Genomic DNA, 22,843 nt, shown 5'->3' with positions numbered 1-22,843 from the left:
ATTATTTACTAAATAAATCATAATTTTATTTATGTTGACTATAATGTTTTATTTTTGGATAGTTTTTATCTATTAAAAAATTAATTAAAAAAATGCGTAACTTAAGCCTAAAGCGCATTAATGCATAACTTTATAAAAAATTAAACACATAAAAATTATGATATATGGAAAACTCAGCTAAAGACTCTGCCGATGCAATACATGCAGAAAATCAGGAAATTAACCCACATGGAGGCTCAGGAACAGGTAAATGTCCTTTTATGCAAGGTGCCATTACCACAACCGAAAAGTCAGTAACGGATTGGTGGCCAAACACGCTTAACTTAGATATTTTACACCAACACGATACCAAAACGAATCCCTTAGGAGCCGATTTTGATTACCAAGAAGAATTAAAAAAATTAGATGTTGAAGCGCTTAAAAAAGATCTTCATGCGTTTATGACCGATTCTCAAGATTGGTGGCCTGCAGATTGGGGACACTATGGTGGCTTAATGATTAGAATGGCATGGCATGCGGCAGGGTCTTATAGATTAGCTGATGGACGTGGAGGTGGAGGCACCGGAAACCAACGTTTTGCACCTTTAAATTCTTGGCCAGATAATGTAAGTTTAGACAAGGCGAGACGTTTACTGTGGCCTATCAAGAAAAAATATGGCAATAAAGTTAGTTGGGCCGATTTAATAATTCTTGCTGGAACTATTGCTTACGAAGACATGGGATTAAAAACCTACGGTTTTGCCTTTGGTCGTGAAGATATTTGGCACCCAGAGAAAGATGTGTATTGGGGGGCTGAAAAAGAATGGTTGGCACCAAGTGATGAGCGTTATGGCAATGTTGATAAGCCAGACACTATGGAAAACCCTTTGGCAGCCGTACAAATGGGATTAATTTATGTAAATCCAGAAGGTGTTAATGGCAAACAAGACCCTTTGAAAACAGCTGAACAAGTACGTGAGACCTTTAAGCGTATGGCCATGAATGATGAAGAAACAGTGGCGCTAACGGCTGGCGGACATACCGTTGGAAAAACCCACGGAAATGGTGATGCTAGTATTTTGGGACCTGATCCAGAAAGTGCAGATGTAGATGCGCAAGGTTTAGGTTGGGCTAATCCTACAAAATCTGGAAAAGGCAGATACACGGTAACTAGTGGATTGGAAGGAGCATGGACAACACATCCAACCAAATGGGATAATGGCTTTTTTGAAATGTTATTTAACCACGAGTGGGAATCTGTAAAAAGTCCTGCAGGAGCCGATCAATGGGAACCTGTGAGTATTAAGGAAGAAGATAAGCCTGTAGATGTTGAGGATTTAACAACCAGACTTAATCCTATGATGACCGATGCCGATATGGCCATGAAAATGGATCCTATCTACAGAGAGATTTCCTTAAAATTCATGAATGATTTTGAGTATTTCTCTGATACATTTGCACGTGCTTGGTTTAAATTAACACACCGTGATATGGGACCAAAAGACCGTTGGTTTGGACCAGATGTGCCTCAAGAAGATTTGATTTGGCAAGATTCAATCCCTAAAGGAAATTACAATTATGATGTTGCTGCGGTTAAAGCTAAAATAGCTAGTACAGATTTAACAATTTCAGAATTAGTCTCTACAGCTTGGGATAGCGCAAGAACGTATAGAGGATCAGATTTTAGGGGAGGAGCCAACGGAGCTCGTATTCGATTGGAACCTCAAAATGCTTGGGAAGCTAACGAGCCTGAACAATTACAAAAAGTACTAGGGGTTTTAGAACCTATTGCTGCTGAATTCAATATTAGTGTTGCAGATACGATTGTATTAGCTGGTAATGTTGGTGTCGAAAAAGCCATTAAAAATGCAGGTTTAAATGTAAGTGTTCCTTTTGCTTCAGGGAGAGGTGATGCGACGCAAGACATGACAGATGTAGAATCTTTTGAATCTTTAGAGCCACTTGCTGATGGTTATAGAAACTATCAGAAAAAAGAATATGTTGTAAGTCCGGAAGAAATGTTACTTGATCGTACACAATTATTGGGATTAACAGCAGGAGAAATGACAGTTTTATTAGGTGGTATGCGTGTTATGGGCACCAACTATGGTGGTACAAAGCACGGAGTATTTACTGAAAATGAAGGGGCTTTAACCAATGATTTCTTTGTCAACCTTACTGATATGATTTACGAATGGAAATCTCAAGACGATGGAACTTACCAAATCACCAACCGTCATACAGGAGAAGTGAAATATACTGCAACACGTGTAGATTTAGTTTTTGGATCTAATTCTATTTTACGTGCGTATTCAGAATTGTATGCACAAGACGATAGCAAAGCCAAATTTGTTAACGATTTCGTTGCCGCATGGACAAAAGTGATGAACTTAGGTCGTTTTGATATTTAAAACGAATAAACATTGATATTTTAAAAAGGAATGGACTTTATATGTGCATTCCTTTTTAATTAAAACTTTATAAATTATGAAAAGAGATACAGATGTTTTATTTGAAGCTATAAAAGCAGGAGATAAAGATCGATTAAAAGCTTTGATGTGTATAAATCCCAACTTAGTCAATGAAAAAGATGCACGTGGATTTACGCCTCTTATTTTAGCGACCTATTTTGATAATGAAGAAGCTACTAGTATTCTTCTTGAAAATAATGCAGATATTAATGCCAAAGATGGCTCAGGTAATACAGCGTTGATTGGTGTAAGCTTCAAAGGAAATACGTCCTTAGCAACGACATTATTAGCAAATGGTGCAGATATTAATGCAGTTAACAAAGATGGAACTACAGCGCTAAGTTTTGCTACCCAGTACAACAAAATTGATATTGTAAAATTACTTTTAGAACAAAATGCAGATGCGAGTATTAAAGATACTGCTGGTAAAACCGCATTAGATTATGCTAAAGAGAAGAAATTTACCGAACTTATTGGGCTTTTAAATTAATAGATAGATTTTCATAAATTATAAACTGAGTTTAAGAATTAGCTTGTTATGGCTTTTTTTGAACTCAGTTTTTTTTTGTGATTGAAGTCGGGCGTGTGCTTTATTAGTGTTTACAGGGAGTTTACCTTTGTTTGAGCTGAATCTATCACGTTATAAGGCTATCATAGCCATATTATAAGCATGCCATAACCACGCTATAACCTATATTTTGTATTTGCGTTTTTTTGAGTGAAAATGGATCTCATTTATGATAAACCTATCTTGATTGGTTGTTTTAGTTCATTACTCTTTTAGTTTCATTACTTCTTCCAACAATGGTGCGAGTCCGTTTTCTGTTATTGTGTCATTATTCCAAAAGCTCAGAATACAACTCACATAATTTCCTCTAACTTCAGTTGCAACATAGAAAATGGTCAACGTTTTGCCACCAGACATGCTTGCTAAAACAGAAGTCAATCCGGTAAAATCATAAATCACTTTTTTGGCTTTAGTTTCTGTTCCTTCAAATTCTATATCAACTATGGCTTCCGAAACTACTTTTCCGTTTTTTCTTGATTTAGTTATTGCAAATTGCTGTTCAACTGTGTTCTTTGCATCCTCTAAATCTTTATGTACAGACCAATTCATTTCACCGTAATATGGACATTGCACGGTATTTACGTTGGTCCAATTACAACCCGATCCTAATTTTATTTTTCTACCAGCAAAATTGATACTATCAATTTTCATTGCGGCATAATTTTCTTTTGGTATTTTATCTTCAATTATAAGTTTTATAAGTGTTCGTTCAAATTCCTTGTATCTTTTGTTAATTGAACTGAATTGAATAATTGTAATCCGTTTTTCATGATTTTCAATAAAATAATAGGAGTTGTTTTGAACTAAACTCTCGGTAATTTTATCTGCATTCTCAACGTAGTAATTATTATAAGGCAACTGCTCGTCTTTCGTTTTCTCTTCGTTCTTTTTTATGGCATATTTTCTGTAGACTTTTTTAAGCCCTTTTTCGGTAAATGGATAATTTAAAGTTTGACTTGTAATTGTATAACCGTCAATATTAAAAAACGATGTTCCATTATTATAAATAGCTTGTAACCTACTGAAAATACTATCATTTTGAGCGAATGAAACTGTAAATGCAAGAAGTAAAATAATTGTAAATTGTTTTTTCATAGGTATTGGATTAAAGCTTGGCTAGGTTTGAATCATAAAACCAAAATCTTATACTGTTAAAAGTACTAAATTTCAGTCGTTCTTATATTCTTTTTATTTCAGCTTCTTAATTCTTTAAAGTGAAGCTTGCCATAATGTAAACTATCAAAGGACACCTAAAAACGCTATCTATTGTTTTTGTATGCCAACAGAACCATCAGGCGAGGGATGAAGCTCAAAAGTGAAATCGGGGTGAATATTAGCCTCATCACGATGTGAAACAAACAAAATACTGGTTTCACTTTCCTTGGCTATTTTGTTTATTAACGCAGAAATAAGCGCTCTGCCTTCATCATTGACATTAATTAGTGGTTCATCTAAGATTAGTAATGGAGGGTGTTTAATCATGGCTCTAGCTATTAATACTAAGCGTTGTTCGGCTGGAGATCGTTTTAGAAAAGCGGTGTTTTTGTCTTTATTTAAATTTAAGACGTCTACCCACTGTGCAGCCGTTTGTATTTGTAAGGTTGATGGGGTTTGGTATAAGCCCACACTATCAAAAAATCCAGACAGAATCATGTGCTCTACGGTATGGTTTCGATTAAATAATTCTAACATGGCAGGACTTATATAGCCTATCTTTTGTTTGATATCCCAAACACTTTCACCGCTGCCTTTTTTCTTACCAAAGAGATATAACTCTTGACCATAGCCTTTGGTATTGTTTCCGTAAATCAAAGACAATATGGTGGTTTTGCCAGAGCCATTAGGGCCTATTAAATGCCAAAATTCCTTTTTTTTGATGGTCCAGTTGATATCTTTTAGAATACAACGATCCTCATAATTCACCTGTATATTCTTAAGCTCCACGAGCACTTCTGGAATATTGGTGTACGTTGTTATTGCGGGAGGGATGTCTTTCTCAAAAACAAAGGCTCGTTTTTTAAACGTATAGTCTGCAATGGGTACCACGGCTTTAAGCTTATCTTTTTCAAAGGTAATGGCATGGGTGATTACGGGTAAGAGATCCTCTTGTCTATTGAAAATAAAAACGATAGGCATGTCTTTAGACAAGGCTATTAATTGCTGTTTTAATTCAGATACCGATGCTTTGTCTAAGGTTTCATAAGGATTATTTAAGACGATGAAATCTGGGTTTTGTTGCAGTAGATAAGCCAGCAATGCTTTTTTTTGCTCACCTGTAGATAAGGTTCTTAAGCTTCTGTTTATGCCAGATGTTAACTCAAAATTATCGTATTTTTCTTCCTCTTGAATATAGGTTTCTAAAACTGAATTTGAAAACAAGACTCCCCTTTTGTCTTCTAACCCTTGTAATTTATAGCTGCCATTTAGTAAGTGCGGTAACCATTGTTTTTGTGGTGAATGTGTCGTGTCTTCAATGGCATAATGCTGATGTGATGGTGTCATGTGGGATTGAGTTGGGGAGAATTGTAAGTTGTATGGATTCTTACGGTTTTTTATGTGATGTCGTTGGGTGTTTTGATATCTAATTTAGCAAATATAAATCTAATAGCGTATCTGATCGCATTTTAGTGAACAGGTTAGAATTACGAAATTATGTATATAGCTTTTAAGGTTATTAGTACTAATTACTATTCTGTGTATTGGTATTATTTGTTACACCATGTGATTTTTTATGCTATAAGCTTGTTTTAAGCATATTATAAGCATGCTATAACCACGCTATAACCTGTATTGTAAAATTTTGTATATTGCTGTATTGTAGGTGTTTAACTTAAAATTTGATATTATGGCACAACAGACCGGAATTATTCCTTTAGTAGGCACGTTAAATGGTATTAATTTTTATTATTTGAATGGCAAGCCGATTGCACGAAAAGCAGGTGGTGGATTTACTAAAAAAGCAATAAAAAGCAAGGCTAGTATGCAGCGTGTGCGTGAAAATGCCGATGAGTTTGGTCATTGTTCTGCGGTGAATAAAGCGTTTAGATCTGCATTGTCCCCGTTTTATAAGGGGCACAAATTCACACATTTTCACAGTCGTTTGATGGGTTTGTTTACGCGTATAAAGGCTTTGGATACAACACATAAACGTGGGGAACGCTGTGTTGCTGATGGGATAGGGCAGGCGCAAGGTCTTCAATTATTACAACAGTTTAACTATACACCAGCGTGCCTTGTACGGCAGGTTTTACCTTTTGAGTTTCGTGTTTCTAACACTGATTTGGCTTTGAGTATTGCTGATTTTGATATTGAAAAGGTGGGCTTTGTGGAAGGTGCTACCCATATTGCACTGACGTATGGTGTGTTGGATTTTGATTTTGAAAGTCTAAACTACGCTCTACATTTGGCTCCTTCGTTGGTTTTAGATGGTTCTTATGCTGGAGCTACTTTGACTTTAGAACCCGATACTTTGCCTAGTGGCCTTGGTACTGCGCTTTGTGTGCTTGGTGTGCGGTTTTACCAAGAGGTAGATGGGGCTTTGTATGTTTTAAATGCTAAAGATAGTGTTGGTATTGCGGTTTTGAAATGTTTATAGGGAGTTGGAGGTTGCTGTGGTGTTTTTATTTACCAATCAGGTTTGTAAATTAATTCGTTAGTTGTTAATTTTTGTTTATAATATTTACCAATACTAAATGGTGCTAGTGGACTTTTTAGGGTCTTAATTATTAAAGTATCATTTATGATTTCAAATTCTTGTTTTGATTTATATATTCCATCTACGAAATGAGAAGCAATTTGAATGGTATTAGTTTCAGAACAGGTTGCGTAAAATCCCATTTGTGCTTTTTTAGGGTTTAGTGCATTAGCGCTATCCATTTTTATATTAATGAAAAATGCGATCTTGTTATCAGAATAAAACTTATACGCGTTATAATGGCTATCTTCTTCGCCAGGCCGTTTGTATTCGGTTACATAAATTGCAGAAGTGTCAATTTTATCATACACATTTGTATCGCTACATTTTTTATTAGAAAATCTAATTTTATTTGGTCTTACTATTCCATATTCATTTTTGCTTATACAACTCGTTAAGCATATAATTATAAATAATAAAATAATGTTTCTAAGAAAAGTCAAAAATGTTGCGTTTTGGGTGTTACTGGCAATTTGTTTGTGAGTTTGTTTGGGTGTAGTGTGTATAGATATCTAATCTAGTAAATTAACAAAAGATAGGTAATATGTTATCATTTACATGGGAAGTTTAGAAATAGCAATCAATTTTAAACGTTTTTTGTTTTAGGTTTTTAATAATTGAATTGACTTTAAAATTTTTTCAAGCTCATTTATTTTAGCTTCTAGGCTATTTACTTTTCTATTCAGTTTTTCAAATTCAGCTGCATTTTCGTGTAATCCAAACTTTTCAATTGAGATGAGTTTGTTTTTTATAATTTCAAAGGCATTTTTCTTTTGAGTTCTAAATTTATATTCTTTGTCATTATTAAAATGGTCCGTAATTTTTAATAAAATAATTGCTCCGCTTCCATCTTTACGTTTAGCTGTCCAATGTTCATCCTTAATAATTTCGCATTTAACTTTATCCCAATAAAATAACTTGCTATCTGTTGATTTTAGATCGGAATCTAAAATTGTATTAGTAAAGTATTTATAATAACCTCCTGATGATTGTTTTCTATAAGTTCTCTCTATTACAAATCTCACTTCTGACTTATCTATTTTATTAATATTTTCATGGATTTGAACTGCGTTGTTTCGCTTAAATACTATATAATGCTTATTTCCTTTTTTCATTGTGCAAAAATCTTCTATTTAATCCTTGAAAAACTCTTGAGTTACTTTAGAAAAATCTATACTTGAATCTTTTGTGTTTGATGCAGAGTAATTTCCCTCATATATTGGGTTGGAAAAACATTCTTCACACTTGACTTCATATCTTATAGTATGAATATTACTTTCCCTTAATTTTGATAATTCTTGACTTGTTAAATAATATGCTGTAGTTGCTACATCGTCGACATTATCTTTAATTCCTTTATCCATGCAGGTGATTACATTTCCATTTTTGAGATATATTATTAGTTTTCCACTTATCCTTACAGTTCTGACTAATTTTGAACTTACAACAATTAGATTTTTTATATCATCTTTTGCAAATGTAATGCTTAAATCATCTATTCTTTCGCTGGCTGAATTTGATTTTAAAATAAAAGTTTCTGAACAAGGGAAACTTTTTTCACCAATAAATACGAGATTTTGCGCTTGAGTTTTTATTAAAAAAAAGATACTTAATAAAAGTGTGATAATAATTTTGTTCATGGTTTCTGATGAGTTAATGTCGACTAGATTAAATATAGTACAAAATTTGACGAGGTGCAATTAACAGTGGAAGATGGTATAAAATTAGTAGAAGGGTAGCATTTGCAAAATACGATTCTATGTGCCGCAGGTAATTCCATACCATCGGCCTCGGCTATGAGTAGTAGTAGAGTGGGTTCACACTTAACTCTGCAAGTACACACCAAACTGAAAATCCGCGAGGATTTCTAGAAGTAGGCGAGAACTAGCAATAAATTAGATACGGTATTGTAAACAGTTATTAATTAGGTTCAACAGTTCCACTATAATTTCCAATGATTGTTATTCCGTTCCATTTGAATTCATAATCCACATCAATTTCAGTTATTTGATTATTCACACCATCAGATTCCGATGTAACAGAATTCACAGTAACTCTTCCTGATTGGAAATTGTCATCTTGATGCCAATATCCAGAATAAGCGAAATTCCCTTCTTCTGAATTATCCTGAAAATGTATAGGATGATAGCCGTCTACACCAAAAACGTTGTTTGGACCATTACTTGTAGAGTAAGTTCCTTCTGTAAGTGGCATAAAGTCTCCTTGTGCTCCAGACCTAATATAAAAACTTCCAAATTGTCCTTCTTCAACATTATGGTTTAATGGGTTTGATAATATTAAATGGTATGGATTTCCACTGTTAGCTTTTGCAAAATTTGTCTCATAAAAAGTACCATTGACTGTAAATCCGTTTGTGACATTTGTATTGTCAGAATCATCGCTTGAACAAGATGATAAAATCATAAATCCAATTAAAATTCCATAAAATAATTTCATTTTTTTCATTCGTATTATTGGGTTTTAATTGTTTACAATGGTTTTGTTTATGGTTTCGTTACGTGGTTAAACACTAAAGTTAGTAAATAAATCACAGGTAGAAGTTTGTGAGAATTTTTGTAAGTAGGCGAGAACCAGCCATTAATTTAACACGGTGTTGTAAAACGTTATTTTTAATTATTTAGCGGAAATGTTATTCCAACTGCAAATGCTCCAACGAATTGTTGAACTGATGGTTGAAAATAATAAGTAAATCCTAAATCGACATTATTATTTTTTCCTAATTCGAGTCCAATTGCAAAAGGTATGTGATAAATTACACCACTTTTATCGATATTGTCATATACTGTTAATGTTTCAAATTTTCCAATTGAGGTTCCTATTCCAATTTCAACATATGGTGCAACCCAAGGAATTGGTGCACGAACTCTTGCTTTCCCACCAAGTAAAAATGCTTTTGATTCTGCTATTTCATTAGTAGGATTGTCATTCAAATCTTTTCCGTCAGAATTTGTCAAAATAAAACCAGCGTAAGGTCTTAATTCAAGCCAAGAAGCGATTTTTAATACTAATTCTCCTTGTGCAAAAACACCATCATCAGCAACTTCGTCAATACTATTATATGGAAAACTAATACCATATCCAATTTGAGCGTTTATTGATATTTCTTTTACAAACTGGGCTTCAGTTAAATTTGAAGTTAAAATTACTATTAATAATAAAATATTTTTTTGCATTATGGCAAAACTTAAATTAGTATAACTTTAATTAACTCAATTTCTAGGATTGCAAATTTCACTACAATTATAAACTTAATGAGCTAATAACCGAAAACGTTGCAACACATAGTTCATCAATAAATTATTTGCAATTGCTTAGAAAAGTTATTATTGGCTACAATAGCCATTCAAAAAATTATCTTGTGTTGGGTTGAAGGCATTGTAATTTACTTGGTAATTACCACTATCTTCAGAAAAAGTGCCATTAATACTATTACTAATTGCACAAAAATCTGTTAAACTATAATTTTCTAGAATAATAATAAAACTTTCAAATCTTACATTGTTTAAGCCTTCTAGACTAGTTAATAAGTCATTATCATATATCTCTAGAGAATTACAATTTGAGTTTATATTATTTAGTGCTGATATGTCAGTTAGAGATGAGTTTTCTTCTATCCAAATAGTCTGAGTAACTCTTCTCAAATTATTTAATCCATTCAAAGATTCAATATTGTTGCAGGATGTTATTCTGAGGTATCCATCAATAATTTTAAGGTCTGATAAAGCTGTTAAGTCACTTGCCGTATCAGAAATAGTCAATGAACCTAATATTTTTTCATATTGATTTGTGCTAAATTCATTTATCTCTTGCTGGGATGTTAAATAGACATCTCCTGAGTACGAGTGTAAGTCATTACTATTATCCTCAACTGAACAGTTGTAAAGAATTAAAAATAGGTATAAGCATTTAATTTTTTTCATGCGTTTTAATTTAATTTTTTCTAACGGTCTCGTATATGATTTGTTGCGTGTTATAAGCGAGTAAGTTAGCAAATAAAAACCGAAATAGAAAAACCGTGAGGTTTTTCGACAGTAGGCTACAAGCAGCTATAAATTATATACATTGTTAGCTAACGTTTTTTCTTTTTACGTGCTACTCCTTTGTGTATTTCCGGACGATTTGTTTTTCAGACGTTGTTTCATTTTTTACTTAAATATCAAAAAAATCTCCGAATTATTATTTCGTTCATTTCCGCAAAGAGAATCAGTTTTGTTTTTATCTAATTTTCGTGATATCAGAATCAGTTGATTTAAACATCTAATTTCAAATTTTTTAATCTGCGAACAGTTCAGCCGTACGTTTTGCCAGTCCGCTTATCAGCTAAAAGTTGAGGATTGCTATAATATTGAATTAAAGAACTGAAGTTGGGTAAGCCGAAATTCGTGCGTAACGTTCCGCAAGAGTAAAAAATTCCAGCGTAATTTTTTTTAAGATTCAGCTTTAAATTCCAACTTAGTTTTTTGAAGCAAATAAGTACAGAACTTGGTAAAAGCCTTGAAATTGTTGACACGCGCGAAATGTTTGCTAACTCGTTATATCATAACTTTTATCACTCATATCCCACTAATTAGGTAGGTAATAGCCAATGTTTTAAATGTTTAAAGTCATGAGTCACGAAATTAAATATATTATCTTAAAAATCTATACGTAACTTTACGTATAGATTTCGTAATCAGCAACCAAGTTAAAACCTTCTGTTTTAAAAAACTTACGGTAATCCGTAAAGGCTAATTTTTACATCTCAAAACCTTATAAAACGTAAAAACCACCAAGCTTTCGCAAGGTGGTTTTATACTTATTAATTTTTCTTTTTCTATCTATCTATTTATCAATAGAGCCTAAGACACGTTTCATAAAATTGTTAACGGCATCTTTTTTAGTAGCTCCTTCTTTGATCATTTTGTTGACTTCAATGGCTCCATACATGTTAGAGATTAATTCTCCAATGACGTCTAGTTCTTCATCTTTTAAGGATGGTACTTCGGTTAAGGCCTCTAGCGTTTCAATAGTTTCAATGATGTAGTCTTCGTCATTGTCTTCTATAAACTGCGTTAAGTGTTTTATTACGGGTAGTTTCATATGCATTTCCTGCGAAAGCAGGAATCTATTAAAAGGTTAAACAAATTAAGCTACTTCGTCAACCAGTTCTTTTAACACATCAAACTTATTCGTTTGTACCTGACCTTTAAATTCACCATTCTTAAATGTTGCAAATGTTGGAAGATTATCTACCGTTGCTAATTTTCTACTTTCAGGAAATTTTTCAGCATCAGCAATAACGAAAGTTGCTCCTTCATGCTCTGTAGCTAATTTCTTAAACTTAGGTTTCATTATTCTGCAATTGCCACACCAGGTCGCTGAATACTGTACGATAACTGTCTCGTTATTATTAATAATATCTTGCAGGTTATCTTGTTCTAATTCTTGTATCATAATTCTTGAATTTTTAATAAACCTGACAGGTGCTTGAAACCTGTCAGGTTTAATTGAGATTGCCACGCTTTACTCGCAATGACAGTACGTTATTAGTGAGATGCTAAGTATTCAGCAGTTCCTTTAGCATTGGCTTGCATTGCATCTTTACCTTCTTCCCAGTTTGCTGGACATACTTCACCTTTTTCTTGTACGTGTGTTAAGGCATCGATGATTCTCAAGTATTCGTTAACGTTTCTACCTAAAGGCATGTTGTTAATACTTTCGTGTTGAATGATTCCTTCTTCGTCAATGATGTACGTTGCTCTGTAGGTTACGTTATCACCTTCAACAGTTACTAGACCTGTTTCTTCATCAAATTGTTCGTTGAAAATATCTAAAATCCCTAAAGCAGAGGCTAGGTTACGGTTAGAATCGGCTAATATTGGGTATGTTACTCCTTCGATGCCACCATTATCTTTAGATGTGCTTAACCAAGCAAAGTGTACTTCGGCAGTATCACAAGACGCACCGATTACAAGGGTGTTTCTTTTTTCAAATTCACCTAAAGCCGCTTGAAAAGCGTGTAATTCTGTTGGACAAACAAAAGTGAAATCTTTTGGGTACCAGAATAATACAACTTTTTTGTTGTTGTTACGCGCTTCTTCTAGAACGTTCACTTTAAAAGTGTCGCCCATATCGTTCATTGCGTTTACGTCTAAATTTGGAAATTCTCTTCCTACTAATGCCATGTTTTTTATAGTTTTAAATTGATTATTAATTTTCGACTACAAAGATACTTTTCATTAGGGAATTAATACGTTAAGCAAATTTTAATTTTTTATAAAGCAATAGGTTTTAGCTATACTAAATTTTATTTTTAATAAGTAAAAACTATTTGTCTTTTAGCATCTTAATTTTAAGATTTAAAGCAACAAAGACTAAGGTGGTAAAAGGACTTAACCAGTTAAAGATGGCATACATAAAGTATTCGCCCACCCCAACGCCTAAGACACCACTTTGGTAAGCTCCACAGGTGTTCCAAGGGATTAGTACAGAGGTTACGGTTCCGGAATCCTCGAGTGTACGACTTAAATTTTCTGGTGCTAAGCCTTTATCTATGTAAGCTTGCTTAAACATCTTTCCAGGAATGACAATAGCTAAGTATTGATCTGAGGCAATGATATTTAAACCTAAACAGCTTACCACAGTACTGGCAAATAATCCAAATATAGAGGTGGCTATAGAAAGTAATGCTTTTGTGATTCGGGATAGTGCTCCAATGGCGTCCATAATGCCTCCAAAAACCATGGCGCATATAATTAAATAGATGGTCCAGAGCATGCCTTGCATACCTTTAGCAGAGAAGAGGTCATTTAAATTTTCATTATCTGTAGCGATAGAGGTCTCTGTGAAAATAGAGTTAATAACGGCCGAGAATTTAGATTCGGATAAGTTTTCTAGTACTGGAGCTTGAAAAATGAATGCAAATATGATGGCTAAAACAATTCCGGATGCTAAAGCTATTAGTGGTTTTGTTTTGAGTAGTATTAAAGCCACTACTGTAACAGGTACCATAAATAACCAAGGTGATATGTGAAAAGTGTTTTTAATTGAAGCTAATAAATTGCTAACATCTGCATTTCCTGTAGGGTCTATATTGGTGCTAATTATGGCAAATACAATTAATGTTATAATAACGGTAGGCACGGTGGTGATGGCCATATATCTAATATGTGTAAACAAATCTGTACCAGCCATAGCGGGAGCTAGGTTTGTGGTGTCGCTTAATGGAGACATTTTATCTCCGAAGTAAGCTCCAGAAATTACAGCACCAGCAATCATCCCTGGATTAATACCTAATGCGGTACCAATACCCACTAAAGCAATACCCACGGTTGCCGAGGTGGTCCAAGAACTCCCTGTAGCAATAGAAATTACAGCGGCAATAACGACGGATGCTGGTAAGAATATTTCTGGACTTAAAACTTGTAAGCCGTAATAGACCATGGCTGGAATGACTCCACTGACTAACCAAGTTCCTGCTAAAGCACCTACTAAGAATAAAATCATGATAGGCACAAATACACTTCTTAGGTTTTCCCAAACCTCTTTGAGCATGATTTTGATATTCACTTTATTAAAAAAGCCAACAATAGCAGCAATGCCACCACCTAATAATAAAATAATTTGATTGGTGTAGCCTCCAAACCATTCTTGATCCTCAACAAAAAAGATGTTATAGGCTAGCATGGCCATGAGAATAACAACAGGTATAAGTGCTTCAAAAAAACTAAGTGCTTTATTGTCTATAATTACTTGATCTTCTGTTTTAATCTCACTTAGGTTGTCGTTTTCTTGCATTTTTAGTCCGTTTAGTTCTGTAATGTTACGATTTTGTTAAGCCATTTGCAAATGGAATGCAAATCCTAGAATTTGAAGCAAAAAAAAGGGTTAGACCCTTAGTGTTACCTAAGGATCTAACCATTAATTATATAGCTGCATTTTTAGCTTAAAGAATGTCTAATTCTTTCATGCAAGTTTTCATCATATCGTAGGTACGTTCTATATCGGCATCAAGACCAATAGAAAAACGAATTAAGCCATCACTTAAGCCCATTTCTTTTTGTTCATCTTCAGGTATTTCTGAAGAAGTTGAGCTACCAGGTGCGCTAAATAGGGTTTTATAGAATCCTAAACTCACGGCTAAATAGCCTAAGTTGCGTTCTTGCATTAATTCCATTAAGGCATTGGCTTTGTCTAAAGATCCTACATCGACAGTCATCATACCTCCAAAACCGTATTTTTCATTCATCATAGATTTGAATAATTCATGCGATGGGTGAGAGGCTAGGCCAGGGTAAACGGTTTTTAAACCGTCATTTTCAAATTTTTCAGCTAAATAGGTGGCATTATAACTGTGTTGCATCATTCTAATGTGCAAGGTTCTCAAGTTTTTTAATACTGAAGCCGAACGCATACTATCCATAGTAGACCCTAATAACATGGCTGCACCACTGTTTACGTTTCGTAGGTCGTCAATTAATTCTTGTGTACCACATACTACACCACCAACAGTATCTGAAGAGCCATTGATAAATTTAGTTAAGCTGTGAACTACGACATCTGCTCCTAATTTTATAGGTGAGATAGATAATGGAGAAAAGGTATTATCTACGACCAATGTAATGTTGTGCTTTTTTGCTAATTTGGCTAAGCTTGCAATGTCTGCCACTTCTAATAAGGGGTTACTTACCGTTTCGCAAAACAATACTTTTGTTTTTGGAGTAATGGCAGCTTCTACAGTCTCTAATTTAGTAATATCAACAAACGAGGTGTTAATACCTAAACGCGGTGTAAAGTTTTTTAAGAAGGCATAAGTACCACCGTAAATGGTTCTGCTGCTTACAATATGTTCGCCAGCACCACACAGTTGTAATAATACTGGAGTAATAGCACCCATACCAGAAGCTGTAACAGTTGCTGTTTCTGTACCTTCCATAGCTGCTAAAGCTTCTCCTAAATATAAGTTTGAAGGGGACGAGTGACGTGAGTATAAATAACAACCATCTGCATTACCTTCAAAGGTATCGAACATGGTTTTTGCGGATAAAAACGTATAGGTTGATGAGTCTGAAATAGAAGGGTTTACGCCTCCAAATTCACCAAAGTATTGTAAATCTTGAATATTGTTTGCGGGTTTAAAAGCCATAATAATTTGATTTTGATTAATTCTTTCAAATCTCGTTAAATTTAGATTAATAATCAACCAACAAGATAGTCTTTAGATTATTTATCTAAAATAGGTGCAATTTTTAGTTTTTATAAGTATAGATTTGGTTTTTGTATTATTTTAACCGAAAAAAGATAAGAATGATTTTTGACGACATTGATAGAAAGCTGCTTCATTTGCTTCAAAATGACAGTAAACAAACCAATAAAGCCTTAGCTTACCAATTAAATTTATCGGTAACTGCCGTTTACGAGCGTATTAAGAAACTTGAAAAAAATGGTATTGTAAAAAAGTATGTCGCTCTAATAGATAAGAATAAAGTACAAAAGGATTTTGTGGCTTTTTGTCATATAAAGTTAGTGCAGCATACGCAAGATTATGTTGTAAGTTTTGAACGTGAAGTTAAGCAGTTTAATGAGGTTTTAGAATGTTACCATTTAAGTGGAGATTACGATTATTTGCTTAAAGTCTTAGTGAAAGATATGGAGGCGTTTAGGGAATTTATGGTAGAAAAATTAACTAAAATTGACCATATTGGTAGTACACATAGCATGTTTATGATAAATGAAGTAAAGCATACCACTGTAATTTCACTGAAATGATCATTTTTTAGATTAAATTTCTAATTTTACATTATGAAACAATCTCAAATAAAAGATTTATACCGATTCATATTTAAATCCTATGATAAACCATTACTAAAAGAACACATAGAGAAGTTTATGGAGCTTGATGAATATTTACCATATAGCTCTACGTTTTTTTGTGTTACAAATACTCAAGACTTAACATTTGAATACATCAGTAAAAATTATATGGCTTGTCTTGGGCTTGATGCTAAAGTGCTAAAGACTCATGGTATGCGCTATTTTTGGAATAGAATTCATCCAGATGATATTGATGCTTGGTTAAGCGCACTTAACAAGTTAATGGAATTTACACTTGGTGAAATATCAAAATCAAAACGAAAAGACACAAATTATACTTGGAATTTTAGAATTAAGAATGGAGATGGTGTTTATGTAAATATAATTCAGAATACTACACCATTGGTTTTTGATTCAGACGGTAAGCCTATAATAGGTTTAGCACATTACACGGTTTTAGATCCTAATATAAAAATGGATATAACGGCATCTGCAAAGCTGTTAAACTCTAAAAAGGAATATGAAACGCTTTATTTTAACAACTTTTCTCAAAAGCTATTAAATGAAGGTGTTAGCAATAGAGAGCGTGATGTTATACGATTACTTGTTTTAAATTACACGAGTAAAGAAATTTCTAATAAATTAAATATCAGTTCTCATACGGTAGATACACATAGAAGAAATATATTGAAAAAGTTTAATATATCCTCAACAGGAGAGTTGGTTGGTATGTTAAAGCTGAACCAACATTGGTTGTAAATCGTATAAATACTCAATTTGAGTATTGCCCGCTTATTCTTTAATACGGAACTTTGACATGCTATTAGCAACTTAGGGTAGAATACGTCCATTCTCTTAGATTATTTATATAGTCTAAAGGTTTGGACTATTTTTTTTAATGCAAAAAACGCATAGCATTTCTTTTTTTAATTGCATTATAAAGCAATCATTCTTAATATTTTTACGTCTATATATAATATAGTATATCATTTTGTTAAAAATCCATAATTAGACCCCCTGAAAATAAAGATAATATGAGTTATAAATTGTCGTTTACCTTATGTTTAATCCTATTGCTAACATCTTGCTCTAGTGTAGAAAAGTACAATCAACAGATTTCAAAATTACATTCGGTTGAAGATATACATGAAGATATCGATAAGGTATATGAGCAATTACAGCGAAATCATCCTCATTTATATCAGTTTACATCAAAGGAGGTTTTAGATTTTAAATTTGATAGCTTAAAAAAAGCCATTGATGAGCCAATGGATAGTCGTACATTTTATAAGCAATTGTCTGCCGTTACTAAATATGTTGGTCAAGGTCATTTGTCAATGTCGCCACCCAGTCAAAGGTTTGACAGAAAAGCACGAAAAGCATTAAGAGGATCAAAATTTGATATCACTAATTTAGATTTTGAATATTTAGACAATAAACTTTTTGTTACCAATGCAAGAGGGAAGGACTCTGTTTTAATTAATGCAGAAGTTTTAAAAGTAGAAGATGAAAGCCCACAAGATTTAATTAAAAAATATAAACACCTTATAGCTTCAGATGGTTATAATACCACTTTGCATCAGAGGGTTGTTGGCACTCGTTTTATGAGCTATTATGTAAATGACAAAGGCCGTTTTGATAGTATTAGTCTCACTTTTAGAAATTCAGATTCTACGTTTGTAAAACAATACAAGCGGATATTAAAAAAGGATTTAGCGCATTTGAAGCAAGATTCTTTAGCGAAAGATTCTGTTAAACTTAAGGACGTAAAAAAAATAAAACTTACAAAAGCAGAGCGAAAGGCTAAAAAGAAGGAGCGCAAGGCAGAACGAAAACATAATGAAAAATATGGTTTTATTCCTGACAGAAACGAGTACACTAGAAATCTAAATTTTATAGGAAAAGACAGCGCTGTGGCGTTGTTAAAAATTAGAGGATTTTCTAGATATGATTACGAGGACTTTTATGATGAAAGTTTTAAGCTAATAGATTCTCTTAAAGCAGAAGCATTGGTTATAGATTTGCGAAATAATTTTGGTGGACGCTTAAAGGAAATTACCTATTTGTATTCGTATCTTACTGATGAAAATTTCAGAATGATTAATCCGAGTGAAGTAAATACACGCTTTCCTCTTTTGAAGAGCCTTATGGCTAATTCAAGTCCCACTTTAGTTAAAGCCATTGCAGGTATAGCGTCACCAGTGCTAATTACCATAGACCTTTTTAAAACTAAAAAAGAGGATAACAAATTATATTATAAGTTTAAGTCATCTAAAGAACAAGAGCCAAAACCTTTAAATTTTAAAGGCAAGGTTTATGTGTTAATTAACGGTAACTCATTTTCGGCATCGTCTATATTATCTACACAATTACAAGGTAGTAAACGCGCTACTTTTGTTGGAGAAGAAACCGGAGGAGCATATAATGGTACCGTGGCTGGATACTATAAAATGTACGAGATGCCTCATACCAAAGTACGTGCAAGAATTGGATTGGCATTTATTGATGCACCTTACAAAGTAACACCAGATGGTTATGGTGTAAAGCCAGATGTAGAGCTATTACCAAGTTATAAGGATCGCTTACAATCTATTGACCCAGAATTGGAATGGATTTTAGAAGATTTAGGACAAAAGAACTAAATAATTTTCTTCCTTAATATAGGGTTTTAAAATTCGTAAATCATTAATCAAAATTGTACTTTTGTAATCGTTTTTTTAATCAGACAAAAAAGTATTCTTATGAAATCATACGATGTAGCAATAATAGGTTCAGGACCTGGTGGATATGTAGCAGCAATTCGTTGCGCACAATTAGGGATGAAAACAGCTATTATTGAAAAGTATTCTACACTAGGAGGAACCTGTTTAAATGTTGGTTGTATTCCAAGTAAAGCCTTATTAAGTTCTTCGCATCACTACGAAGAAGCAACAAAACATTTTGAAGATCATGGTATTGAAATCCCTGGTGAGATCAAAGTGAATTTAGAAAAAATGATTGGTCGTAAACAAGCTGTTGTCGATCAAACTACAGGAGGTATTGATTTCTTAATGAAGAAAAACAATATTGATGTTTTTGAAGGTTTAGGGTCTTTTGTAGATGCTACTCATATAAAAATTGCAGGTAAAGACGCTCAAGAGATTGAAGCTAAAAAAATCATTATCGCCACAGGAAGTAAGCCAAGTAACTTACCGTTTATTACTTTAGATAAAGAGCGTATTATTACTTCTACAGAAGCTTTAAAACTTAAAGAAGTTCCTAAACACATGATTATTATTGGTGGTGGAGTTATTGGTTTAGAGCTTGGACAAGTGTACCGTCGTTTAGGTGCAGAAGTTACTGTTATAGAATTTATGGACAGAATCTTACCAACTATGGATGCTGGCTTATCTAAAGAACTAAATAAGGTCTTTAAGAAAGCAAAATGCAAAATGATGTTGTCTCATAAAGTACAGTCTGTAGAGCGTCATGGTGATGAGGTCATTGTTAAAGCAGAAAATAAGAAAGGTGAAGTTGTAGAATTTAAAGGAGATTACTGTTTAGTTTCTGTAGGTCGTCGTCCTTATACAGACGGCTTAAATCTTGACGCTGCAGGTGTAAAAATGACAGATAGAGGACAGGTTGAAGTTAACGAACACTTACAAACTAATGTGTCTAACATCTACGCTATAGGAGATGTTATAAAAGGAGCAATGTTAGCGCATAAAGCGGAAGAAGAAGGTGTTTTTGTAGCCGAAACTATAGCGGGACAAAAACCACATATCGATTATAACTTAATTCCAGGTGTGGTTTACACATGGCCAGAAGTCGCTGCTGTTGGTAAAACAGAAGAGGAATTAAAAGCTGATAATGTGGAGTATAAAGTTGGTCAGTTTCCATTTAGAGCTTTAGGTCGTGCTAGAGCAAGTGGAGATATTGATGGGTTTGTAAAAATCTTAGCCGATAAGACCACTGATGAGGTTTTAGGAGTTCATATGATTGGTGCCCGTTGTGCCGATTTAATTGCAGAAGCTGTAACCGCTATGGAATTTAGAGCATCAGCCGAGGATATTTCACGTATGTCTCATGCCCACCCAACATTTGCAGAAGCTGTAAAAGAAGCTGCTTTAGCAGCCACAGACGATAGAGCTTTACACGTATAGAACATAAAATATGATAATAGAACCAAAAACTAGAGGGTTTATATGTTTAACATCACATCCAACAGGCTGTGAGAAAAATGTATTAAATCAGATAGATTATATAAAATCAAGACCAACAACTAACGGTCCTAAAAACGTTTTAGTTATAGGAGCTTCAACAGGATTTGGCTTGGCATCAAGAATAACAAGTGCTTACGGCTCTAATGCTTCAACTATTGGTGTGTTTTTTGAAAAACCACCAACAGAAGGGCGTCCGGCTTCACCAGGATGGTACAATAGTGCCGCTTTTGAAACCCAAGCTCATAAAGATGGTTTGTACGCTAAGAGTATTAATGGTGATGCCTTTTCTAACGAAATTAAAGCACAAACTTTAAAATTGATTCAAGACGACTTAGGTAAGATTGATATGGTTATTTACAGTTTGGCTTCACCGGTAAGAACGCATCCAGATACTGGAGAACGTTTTAAATCGGTATTAAAGCCTATTGGCGATACGTTTACCAATAATACGGTAGATTTTCATACAGGAGTCGTAAAAGAAATATCAATAGCACCATGTTCTGGTGATGATATTGATAATACTATTGCTGTAATGGGCGGTGAAGATTGGAAAATGTGGATTGATCTATTAAAATCTGCTGATGTTTTATCGGAAGATTTTAAAACGGTTGCCTATTCTTATATTGGCCCTTCATTAACTGAAGCGGTTTATAGAAAAGGGACTATTGGTCGCGCTAAAGATCATTTAGAAGCCACTGCTTTTGAAATTACCGATTCACTAAAGGCTATTAATGGAAAAGGTTATGTTTCTGTAAACAAAGCTTTAGTAACACAAGCGAGTTCTGCAATTCCTGTAATTCCGTTGTACATTTCGTTGTTGTATAAAGTGATGAAAGAAGAGGGGATTCATGAAGGTTGTATTGAGCAAATAGAGCGTTTATTTAACGAGCGTTTATATGCTGAAGATTTACAATTGGATGCGCAAGGACGAATTCGTGTTGATGATTGGGAAATGCGTGATGATATCCAAGCTAAAGTGTTAGAACTTTGGAAAGAAGCCACAACTGAAACGTTACCAAACATTGGTGATTTAGAAGGTTATAAAACGGATTTCTTTAACTTGTTTGGCTTTAATGTTGAAGGAGTTGATTACGATAAAGATGTTAACGAAATGGTTGCTATTCCTGGATTACAGGAGTAACTAACGGTTTGTAAATAAATAATAGGATAAAGCGAAAATCTATTTAGGTTTTCGCTTTATTTTTATAGTTGCTAATTATAGTTCCTTGATTAAATCTTCGATTCGCATTCGTTTACTATAATCGTATTCATTAACATCCTTAACAAAGCAATACGCACTAATCTCACCAGATTTTACTTTTTCAGCTAGTGTTTCTACTGTAAAAGGCCCATATTCTTTTGATTGTTCGATGTAATAAAATTCGTGATCGTAAATTATGGTGCTGACTTTCTTTTTGTATTTTTCTTTTAAAAAGGTGTTGATGTCTTCAATAGAATTTAACTCAACATCATATTTGGAAGTATTTATGTAAAGTGCAAATTCGTCTTTGTTTTGATTGTTAAGGACTAATATATCATCGTCCTTAAAATAGGCTTTAACGGTAATTAAGCCATCTTCAGTTTCAATAGAAAATATATTTTGGATGTTAATATTCCATGAGGTTTGAATCACATTGTCTTTTTGTGATATTTCAAGAATATTGTCTTCTTTAAACGTATAAATTGATTTCTTATTAGAAATGCCATTCACCAAAACCCATCGCTGATTTATAAAATGCGAATCGTGATGACGTTCATAGCTAAAAGGTTTTAAATTTGGAATAGTTTTGTGTAGATAATCACTCATTTAGCAGGTTTTCAAAAGAATAGCATTTGCTATACAACGTTAAGATTTGGGTGTTTATTTTCTTAAACCTGAGTTTGATATAATATTTGTTTCAGTTTGAATGAATTTTTATTCAATTCGCAGATATATTTTTGAAGGACTAACTTGTTAATTTAAAAAAATCATATCAAGAATTGGGAAAAATTCATCAAATCCTACGGAAAACCTAAAAAAATGCAATCTATTCGTATAAAATTATTGAAATATCTCGATATTACTTTAAATTTTATACTTCAAATCTCACCTTTTTTTAGGGTTCTGGAAATTAAC

General features: G+C 33.5%; 22 protein-coding genes. 8 read left to right on the top strand and 14 right to left on the bottom strand.

Annotated features, from left to right (window positions below; all coding sequences use genetic code 11):
- Positions 1–164: 164 nt before the first annotated feature.
- Positions 165–2,390 (top strand): catalase/peroxidase HPI, encoded by a 2,226-nt coding sequence (gene katG, locus KO504_RS03145; RefSeq protein ID WP_215924873.1) that lies wholly within the window; start codon positions 165–167, stop codon positions 2,388–2,390.
- 76 nt (positions 2,391–2,466) lie between these two features.
- A complete protein-coding gene (locus KO504_RS03140) occupies positions 2,467–2,940 on the top strand; it encodes an ankyrin repeat domain-containing protein (RefSeq protein ID WP_215924872.1) in 474 nt (157 codons plus the stop codon).
- Between the two features lie 282 nt (positions 2,941–3,222).
- Here the strand turns inward: KO504_RS03140 and KO504_RS03135 are convergent, their stop codons facing one another.
- A complete protein-coding gene (locus KO504_RS03135) occupies positions 3,223–4,113 on the bottom strand; it encodes a DUF4085 domain-containing protein (RefSeq protein WP_215924871.1) in 891 nt (296 codons plus the stop codon).
- 168 nt (positions 4,114–4,281) lie between these two features.
- Positions 4,282–5,520, bottom strand: coding sequence for an ATP-binding cassette domain-containing protein (locus KO504_RS03130; protein WP_215924870.1), 1,239 nt, complete (start codon positions 5,518–5,520; stop codon positions 4,282–4,284).
- Positions 5,521–5,863: 343 nt separating this feature from the next.
- Here KO504_RS03130 and KO504_RS03125 point away from each other — a divergent pair, with 343 nt between their 5' ends.
- Positions 5,864–6,613 carry a hypothetical protein gene (locus KO504_RS03125; RefSeq protein WP_215924869.1) on the top strand — a complete coding sequence of 250 codons (750 nt, stop codon included), beginning with the start codon at positions 5,864–5,866 and terminating at the stop codon, positions 6,611–6,613.
- Between the two features lie 29 nt (positions 6,614–6,642).
- On the opposite strand, the gene KO504_RS03120 is transcribed toward KO504_RS03125, so the two are convergent.
- From KO504_RS03120 to KO504_RS03070, 11 genes are all read right to left on the bottom strand, one after another.
- Positions 6,643–7,155 (bottom strand): hypothetical protein, encoded by a 513-nt coding sequence (locus KO504_RS03120; protein WP_215924868.1) that lies wholly within the window; start codon positions 7,153–7,155, stop codon positions 6,643–6,645.
- 159 nt (positions 7,156–7,314) lie between these two features.
- Positions 7,315–7,827 (bottom strand): hypothetical protein, encoded by a 513-nt coding sequence (locus KO504_RS03115; RefSeq protein ID WP_215924867.1) that lies wholly within the window; start codon positions 7,825–7,827, stop codon positions 7,315–7,317.
- Between the two features lie 18 nt (positions 7,828–7,845).
- The gene (locus KO504_RS03110) at positions 7,846–8,352 is read right to left on the bottom strand and encodes a hypothetical protein (protein WP_215924866.1); all 507 of its coding nucleotides are present in this window, start codon (positions 8,350–8,352) and stop codon (positions 7,846–7,848) included.
- Between the two features lie 280 nt (positions 8,353–8,632).
- A complete protein-coding gene (locus KO504_RS03105; RefSeq protein ID WP_215924865.1) occupies positions 8,633–9,178 on the bottom strand; it encodes a hypothetical protein in 546 nt (181 codons plus the stop codon).
- A gap of 164 nt (positions 9,179–9,342) precedes the next feature.
- On the bottom strand, positions 9,343–9,906 hold the full coding sequence (locus KO504_RS03100) for a hypothetical protein (protein WP_215924864.1): 564 nt from the start codon (positions 9,904–9,906) through the stop codon (positions 9,343–9,345).
- 150 nt (positions 9,907–10,056) lie between these two features.
- Positions 10,057–10,653 carry a hypothetical protein gene (locus KO504_RS03095; RefSeq protein ID WP_215924863.1) on the bottom strand — a complete coding sequence of 199 codons (597 nt, stop codon included), beginning with the start codon at positions 10,651–10,653 and terminating at the stop codon, positions 10,057–10,059.
- Positions 10,654–11,554: 901 nt separating this feature from the next.
- Positions 11,555–11,812, bottom strand: a complete 258-nt coding sequence (locus KO504_RS03090) for a DUF6952 family protein (RefSeq protein ID WP_215924862.1) — start codon at positions 11,810–11,812, stop codon at positions 11,555–11,557.
- Positions 11,813–11,857: 45 nt separating this feature from the next.
- The gene (locus KO504_RS03085; protein ID WP_215924861.1) at positions 11,858–12,166 is read right to left on the bottom strand and encodes a thioredoxin family protein; all 309 of its coding nucleotides are present in this window, start codon (positions 12,164–12,166) and stop codon (positions 11,858–11,860) included.
- Positions 12,167–12,258: 92 nt separating this feature from the next.
- Positions 12,259–12,897, bottom strand: a complete 639-nt coding sequence (locus KO504_RS03080) for a peroxiredoxin (RefSeq protein WP_215924860.1) — start codon at positions 12,895–12,897, stop codon at positions 12,259–12,261.
- A gap of 142 nt (positions 12,898–13,039) precedes the next feature.
- Complete coding sequence (nhaC, locus tag KO504_RS03075; RefSeq protein WP_215924859.1) at positions 13,040–14,509, bottom strand: Na+/H+ antiporter NhaC; 1,470 nt, start codon at positions 14,507–14,509, stop codon at positions 13,040–13,042.
- A 148-nt stretch (positions 14,510–14,657) separates the two neighbouring features.
- The gene (locus KO504_RS03070; RefSeq protein ID WP_215924858.1) at positions 14,658–15,857 is read right to left on the bottom strand and encodes an aminotransferase class I/II-fold pyridoxal phosphate-dependent enzyme; all 1,200 of its coding nucleotides are present in this window, start codon (positions 15,855–15,857) and stop codon (positions 14,658–14,660) included.
- A 161-nt stretch (positions 15,858–16,018) separates the two neighbouring features.
- Between KO504_RS03070 and KO504_RS03065 the strand changes: the two genes are divergently transcribed.
- From KO504_RS03065 to fabV, 5 genes are all read left to right on the top strand, one after another.
- On the top strand, positions 16,019–16,480 hold the full coding sequence (locus KO504_RS03065; RefSeq protein ID WP_215924857.1) for an Lrp/AsnC family transcriptional regulator: 462 nt from the start codon (positions 16,019–16,021) through the stop codon (positions 16,478–16,480).
- 33 nt (positions 16,481–16,513) lie between these two features.
- Positions 16,514–17,284, top strand: coding sequence for a LuxR C-terminal-related transcriptional regulator (locus KO504_RS03060; RefSeq protein ID WP_215924856.1), 771 nt, complete (start codon positions 16,514–16,516; stop codon positions 17,282–17,284).
- Positions 17,285–17,559: 275 nt separating this feature from the next.
- Positions 17,560–19,167 carry a S41 family peptidase gene (locus tag KO504_RS03055; protein ID WP_215924855.1) on the top strand — a complete coding sequence of 536 codons (1,608 nt, stop codon included), beginning with the start codon at positions 17,560–17,562 and terminating at the stop codon, positions 19,165–19,167.
- Between the two features lie 99 nt (positions 19,168–19,266).
- The gene (gene lpdA / locus KO504_RS03050; RefSeq protein WP_215924854.1) at positions 19,267–20,667 is read left to right on the top strand and encodes a dihydrolipoyl dehydrogenase; all 1,401 of its coding nucleotides are present in this window, start codon (positions 19,267–19,269) and stop codon (positions 20,665–20,667) included.
- Positions 20,668–20,677: 10 nt separating this feature from the next.
- Positions 20,678–21,868, top strand: coding sequence for an enoyl-ACP reductase FabV (fabV, locus tag KO504_RS03045; protein WP_215924853.1), 1,191 nt, complete (start codon positions 20,678–20,680; stop codon positions 21,866–21,868).
- A gap of 75 nt (positions 21,869–21,943) precedes the next feature.
- Here the strand turns inward: fabV and KO504_RS03040 are convergent, their stop codons facing one another.
- Positions 21,944–22,534 carry a DUF4339 domain-containing protein gene (locus KO504_RS03040; RefSeq protein ID WP_215924852.1) on the bottom strand — a complete coding sequence of 197 codons (591 nt, stop codon included), beginning with the start codon at positions 22,532–22,534 and terminating at the stop codon, positions 21,944–21,946.
- Between the last annotated feature and the right edge of the window lie 309 nt (positions 22,535–22,843).

Source organism: Winogradskyella psychrotolerans, from assembly GCF_018860565.1.
Lineage (GTDB): Bacteria > Bacteroidota > Bacteroidia > Flavobacteriales > Flavobacteriaceae > Winogradskyella > Winogradskyella damuponensis.
The sequence above is the reverse complement of the archived record's forward strand: the minus strand, read 5'-3'. Positions and strand labels throughout refer to the sequence as shown.

Coding starts and splice junctions, on each gene's coding strand:
- katG (WP_215924873.1), top strand. CDS start 165: ATGGAAAACTCAGCTAAAGACTCTGCCGATGCAATACATGCAGAAAAT.
- KO504_RS03055 (WP_215924855.1), top strand. CDS start 17,560: ATGAGTTATAAATTGTCGTTTACCTTATGTTTAATCCTATTGCTAACA.
- lpdA (WP_215924854.1), top strand. CDS start 19,267: ATGAAATCATACGATGTAGCAATAATAGGTTCAGGACCTGGTGGATAT.
- KO504_RS03080 (WP_215924860.1), bottom strand. CDS start 12,897: ATGGCATTAGTAGGAAGAGAATTTCCAAATTTAGACGTAAACGCAATG.
- KO504_RS03130 (WP_215924870.1), bottom strand. CDS start 5,520: ATGACACCATCACATCAGCATTATGCCATTGAAGACACGACACATTCA.
- nhaC (WP_215924859.1), bottom strand. CDS start 14,509: ATGCAAGAAAACGACAACCTAAGTGAGATTAAAACAGAAGATCAAGTA.
- KO504_RS03110 (WP_215924866.1), bottom strand. CDS start 8,352: ATGAACAAAATTATTATCACACTTTTATTAAGTATCTTTTTTTTAATA.
- KO504_RS03085 (WP_215924861.1), bottom strand. CDS start 12,166: ATGATACAAGAATTAGAACAAGATAACCTGCAAGATATTATTAATAAT.
- KO504_RS03040 (WP_215924852.1), bottom strand. CDS start 22,534: ATGAGTGATTATCTACACAAAACTATTCCAAATTTAAAACCTTTTAGC.
- KO504_RS03135 (WP_215924871.1), bottom strand. CDS start 4,113: ATGAAAAAACAATTTACAATTATTTTACTTCTTGCATTTACAGTTTCA.
- KO504_RS03090 (WP_215924862.1), bottom strand. CDS start 11,812: ATGAAACTACCCGTAATAAAACACTTAACGCAGTTTATAGAAGACAAT.
- KO504_RS03115 (WP_215924867.1), bottom strand. CDS start 7,827: ATGAAAAAAGGAAATAAGCATTATATAGTATTTAAGCGAAACAACGCA.
- fabV (WP_215924853.1), top strand. CDS start 20,678: ATGATAATAGAACCAAAAACTAGAGGGTTTATATGTTTAACATCACAT.
- KO504_RS03125 (WP_215924869.1), top strand. CDS start 5,864: ATGGCACAACAGACCGGAATTATTCCTTTAGTAGGCACGTTAAATGGT.
- KO504_RS03065 (WP_215924857.1), top strand. CDS start 16,019: ATGATTTTTGACGACATTGATAGAAAGCTGCTTCATTTGCTTCAAAAT.
- KO504_RS03070 (WP_215924858.1), bottom strand. CDS start 15,857: ATGGCTTTTAAACCCGCAAACAATATTCAAGATTTACAATACTTTGGT.
- KO504_RS03105 (WP_215924865.1), bottom strand. CDS start 9,178: ATGAAAAAAATGAAATTATTTTATGGAATTTTAATTGGATTTATGATT.
- KO504_RS03140 (WP_215924872.1), top strand. CDS start 2,467: ATGAAAAGAGATACAGATGTTTTATTTGAAGCTATAAAAGCAGGAGAT.
- KO504_RS03060 (WP_215924856.1), top strand. CDS start 16,514: ATGAAACAATCTCAAATAAAAGATTTATACCGATTCATATTTAAATCC.
- KO504_RS03095 (WP_215924863.1), bottom strand. CDS start 10,653: ATGAAAAAAATTAAATGCTTATACCTATTTTTAATTCTTTACAACTGT.
- KO504_RS03100 (WP_215924864.1), bottom strand. CDS start 9,906: ATGCAAAAAAATATTTTATTATTAATAGTAATTTTAACTTCAAATTTA.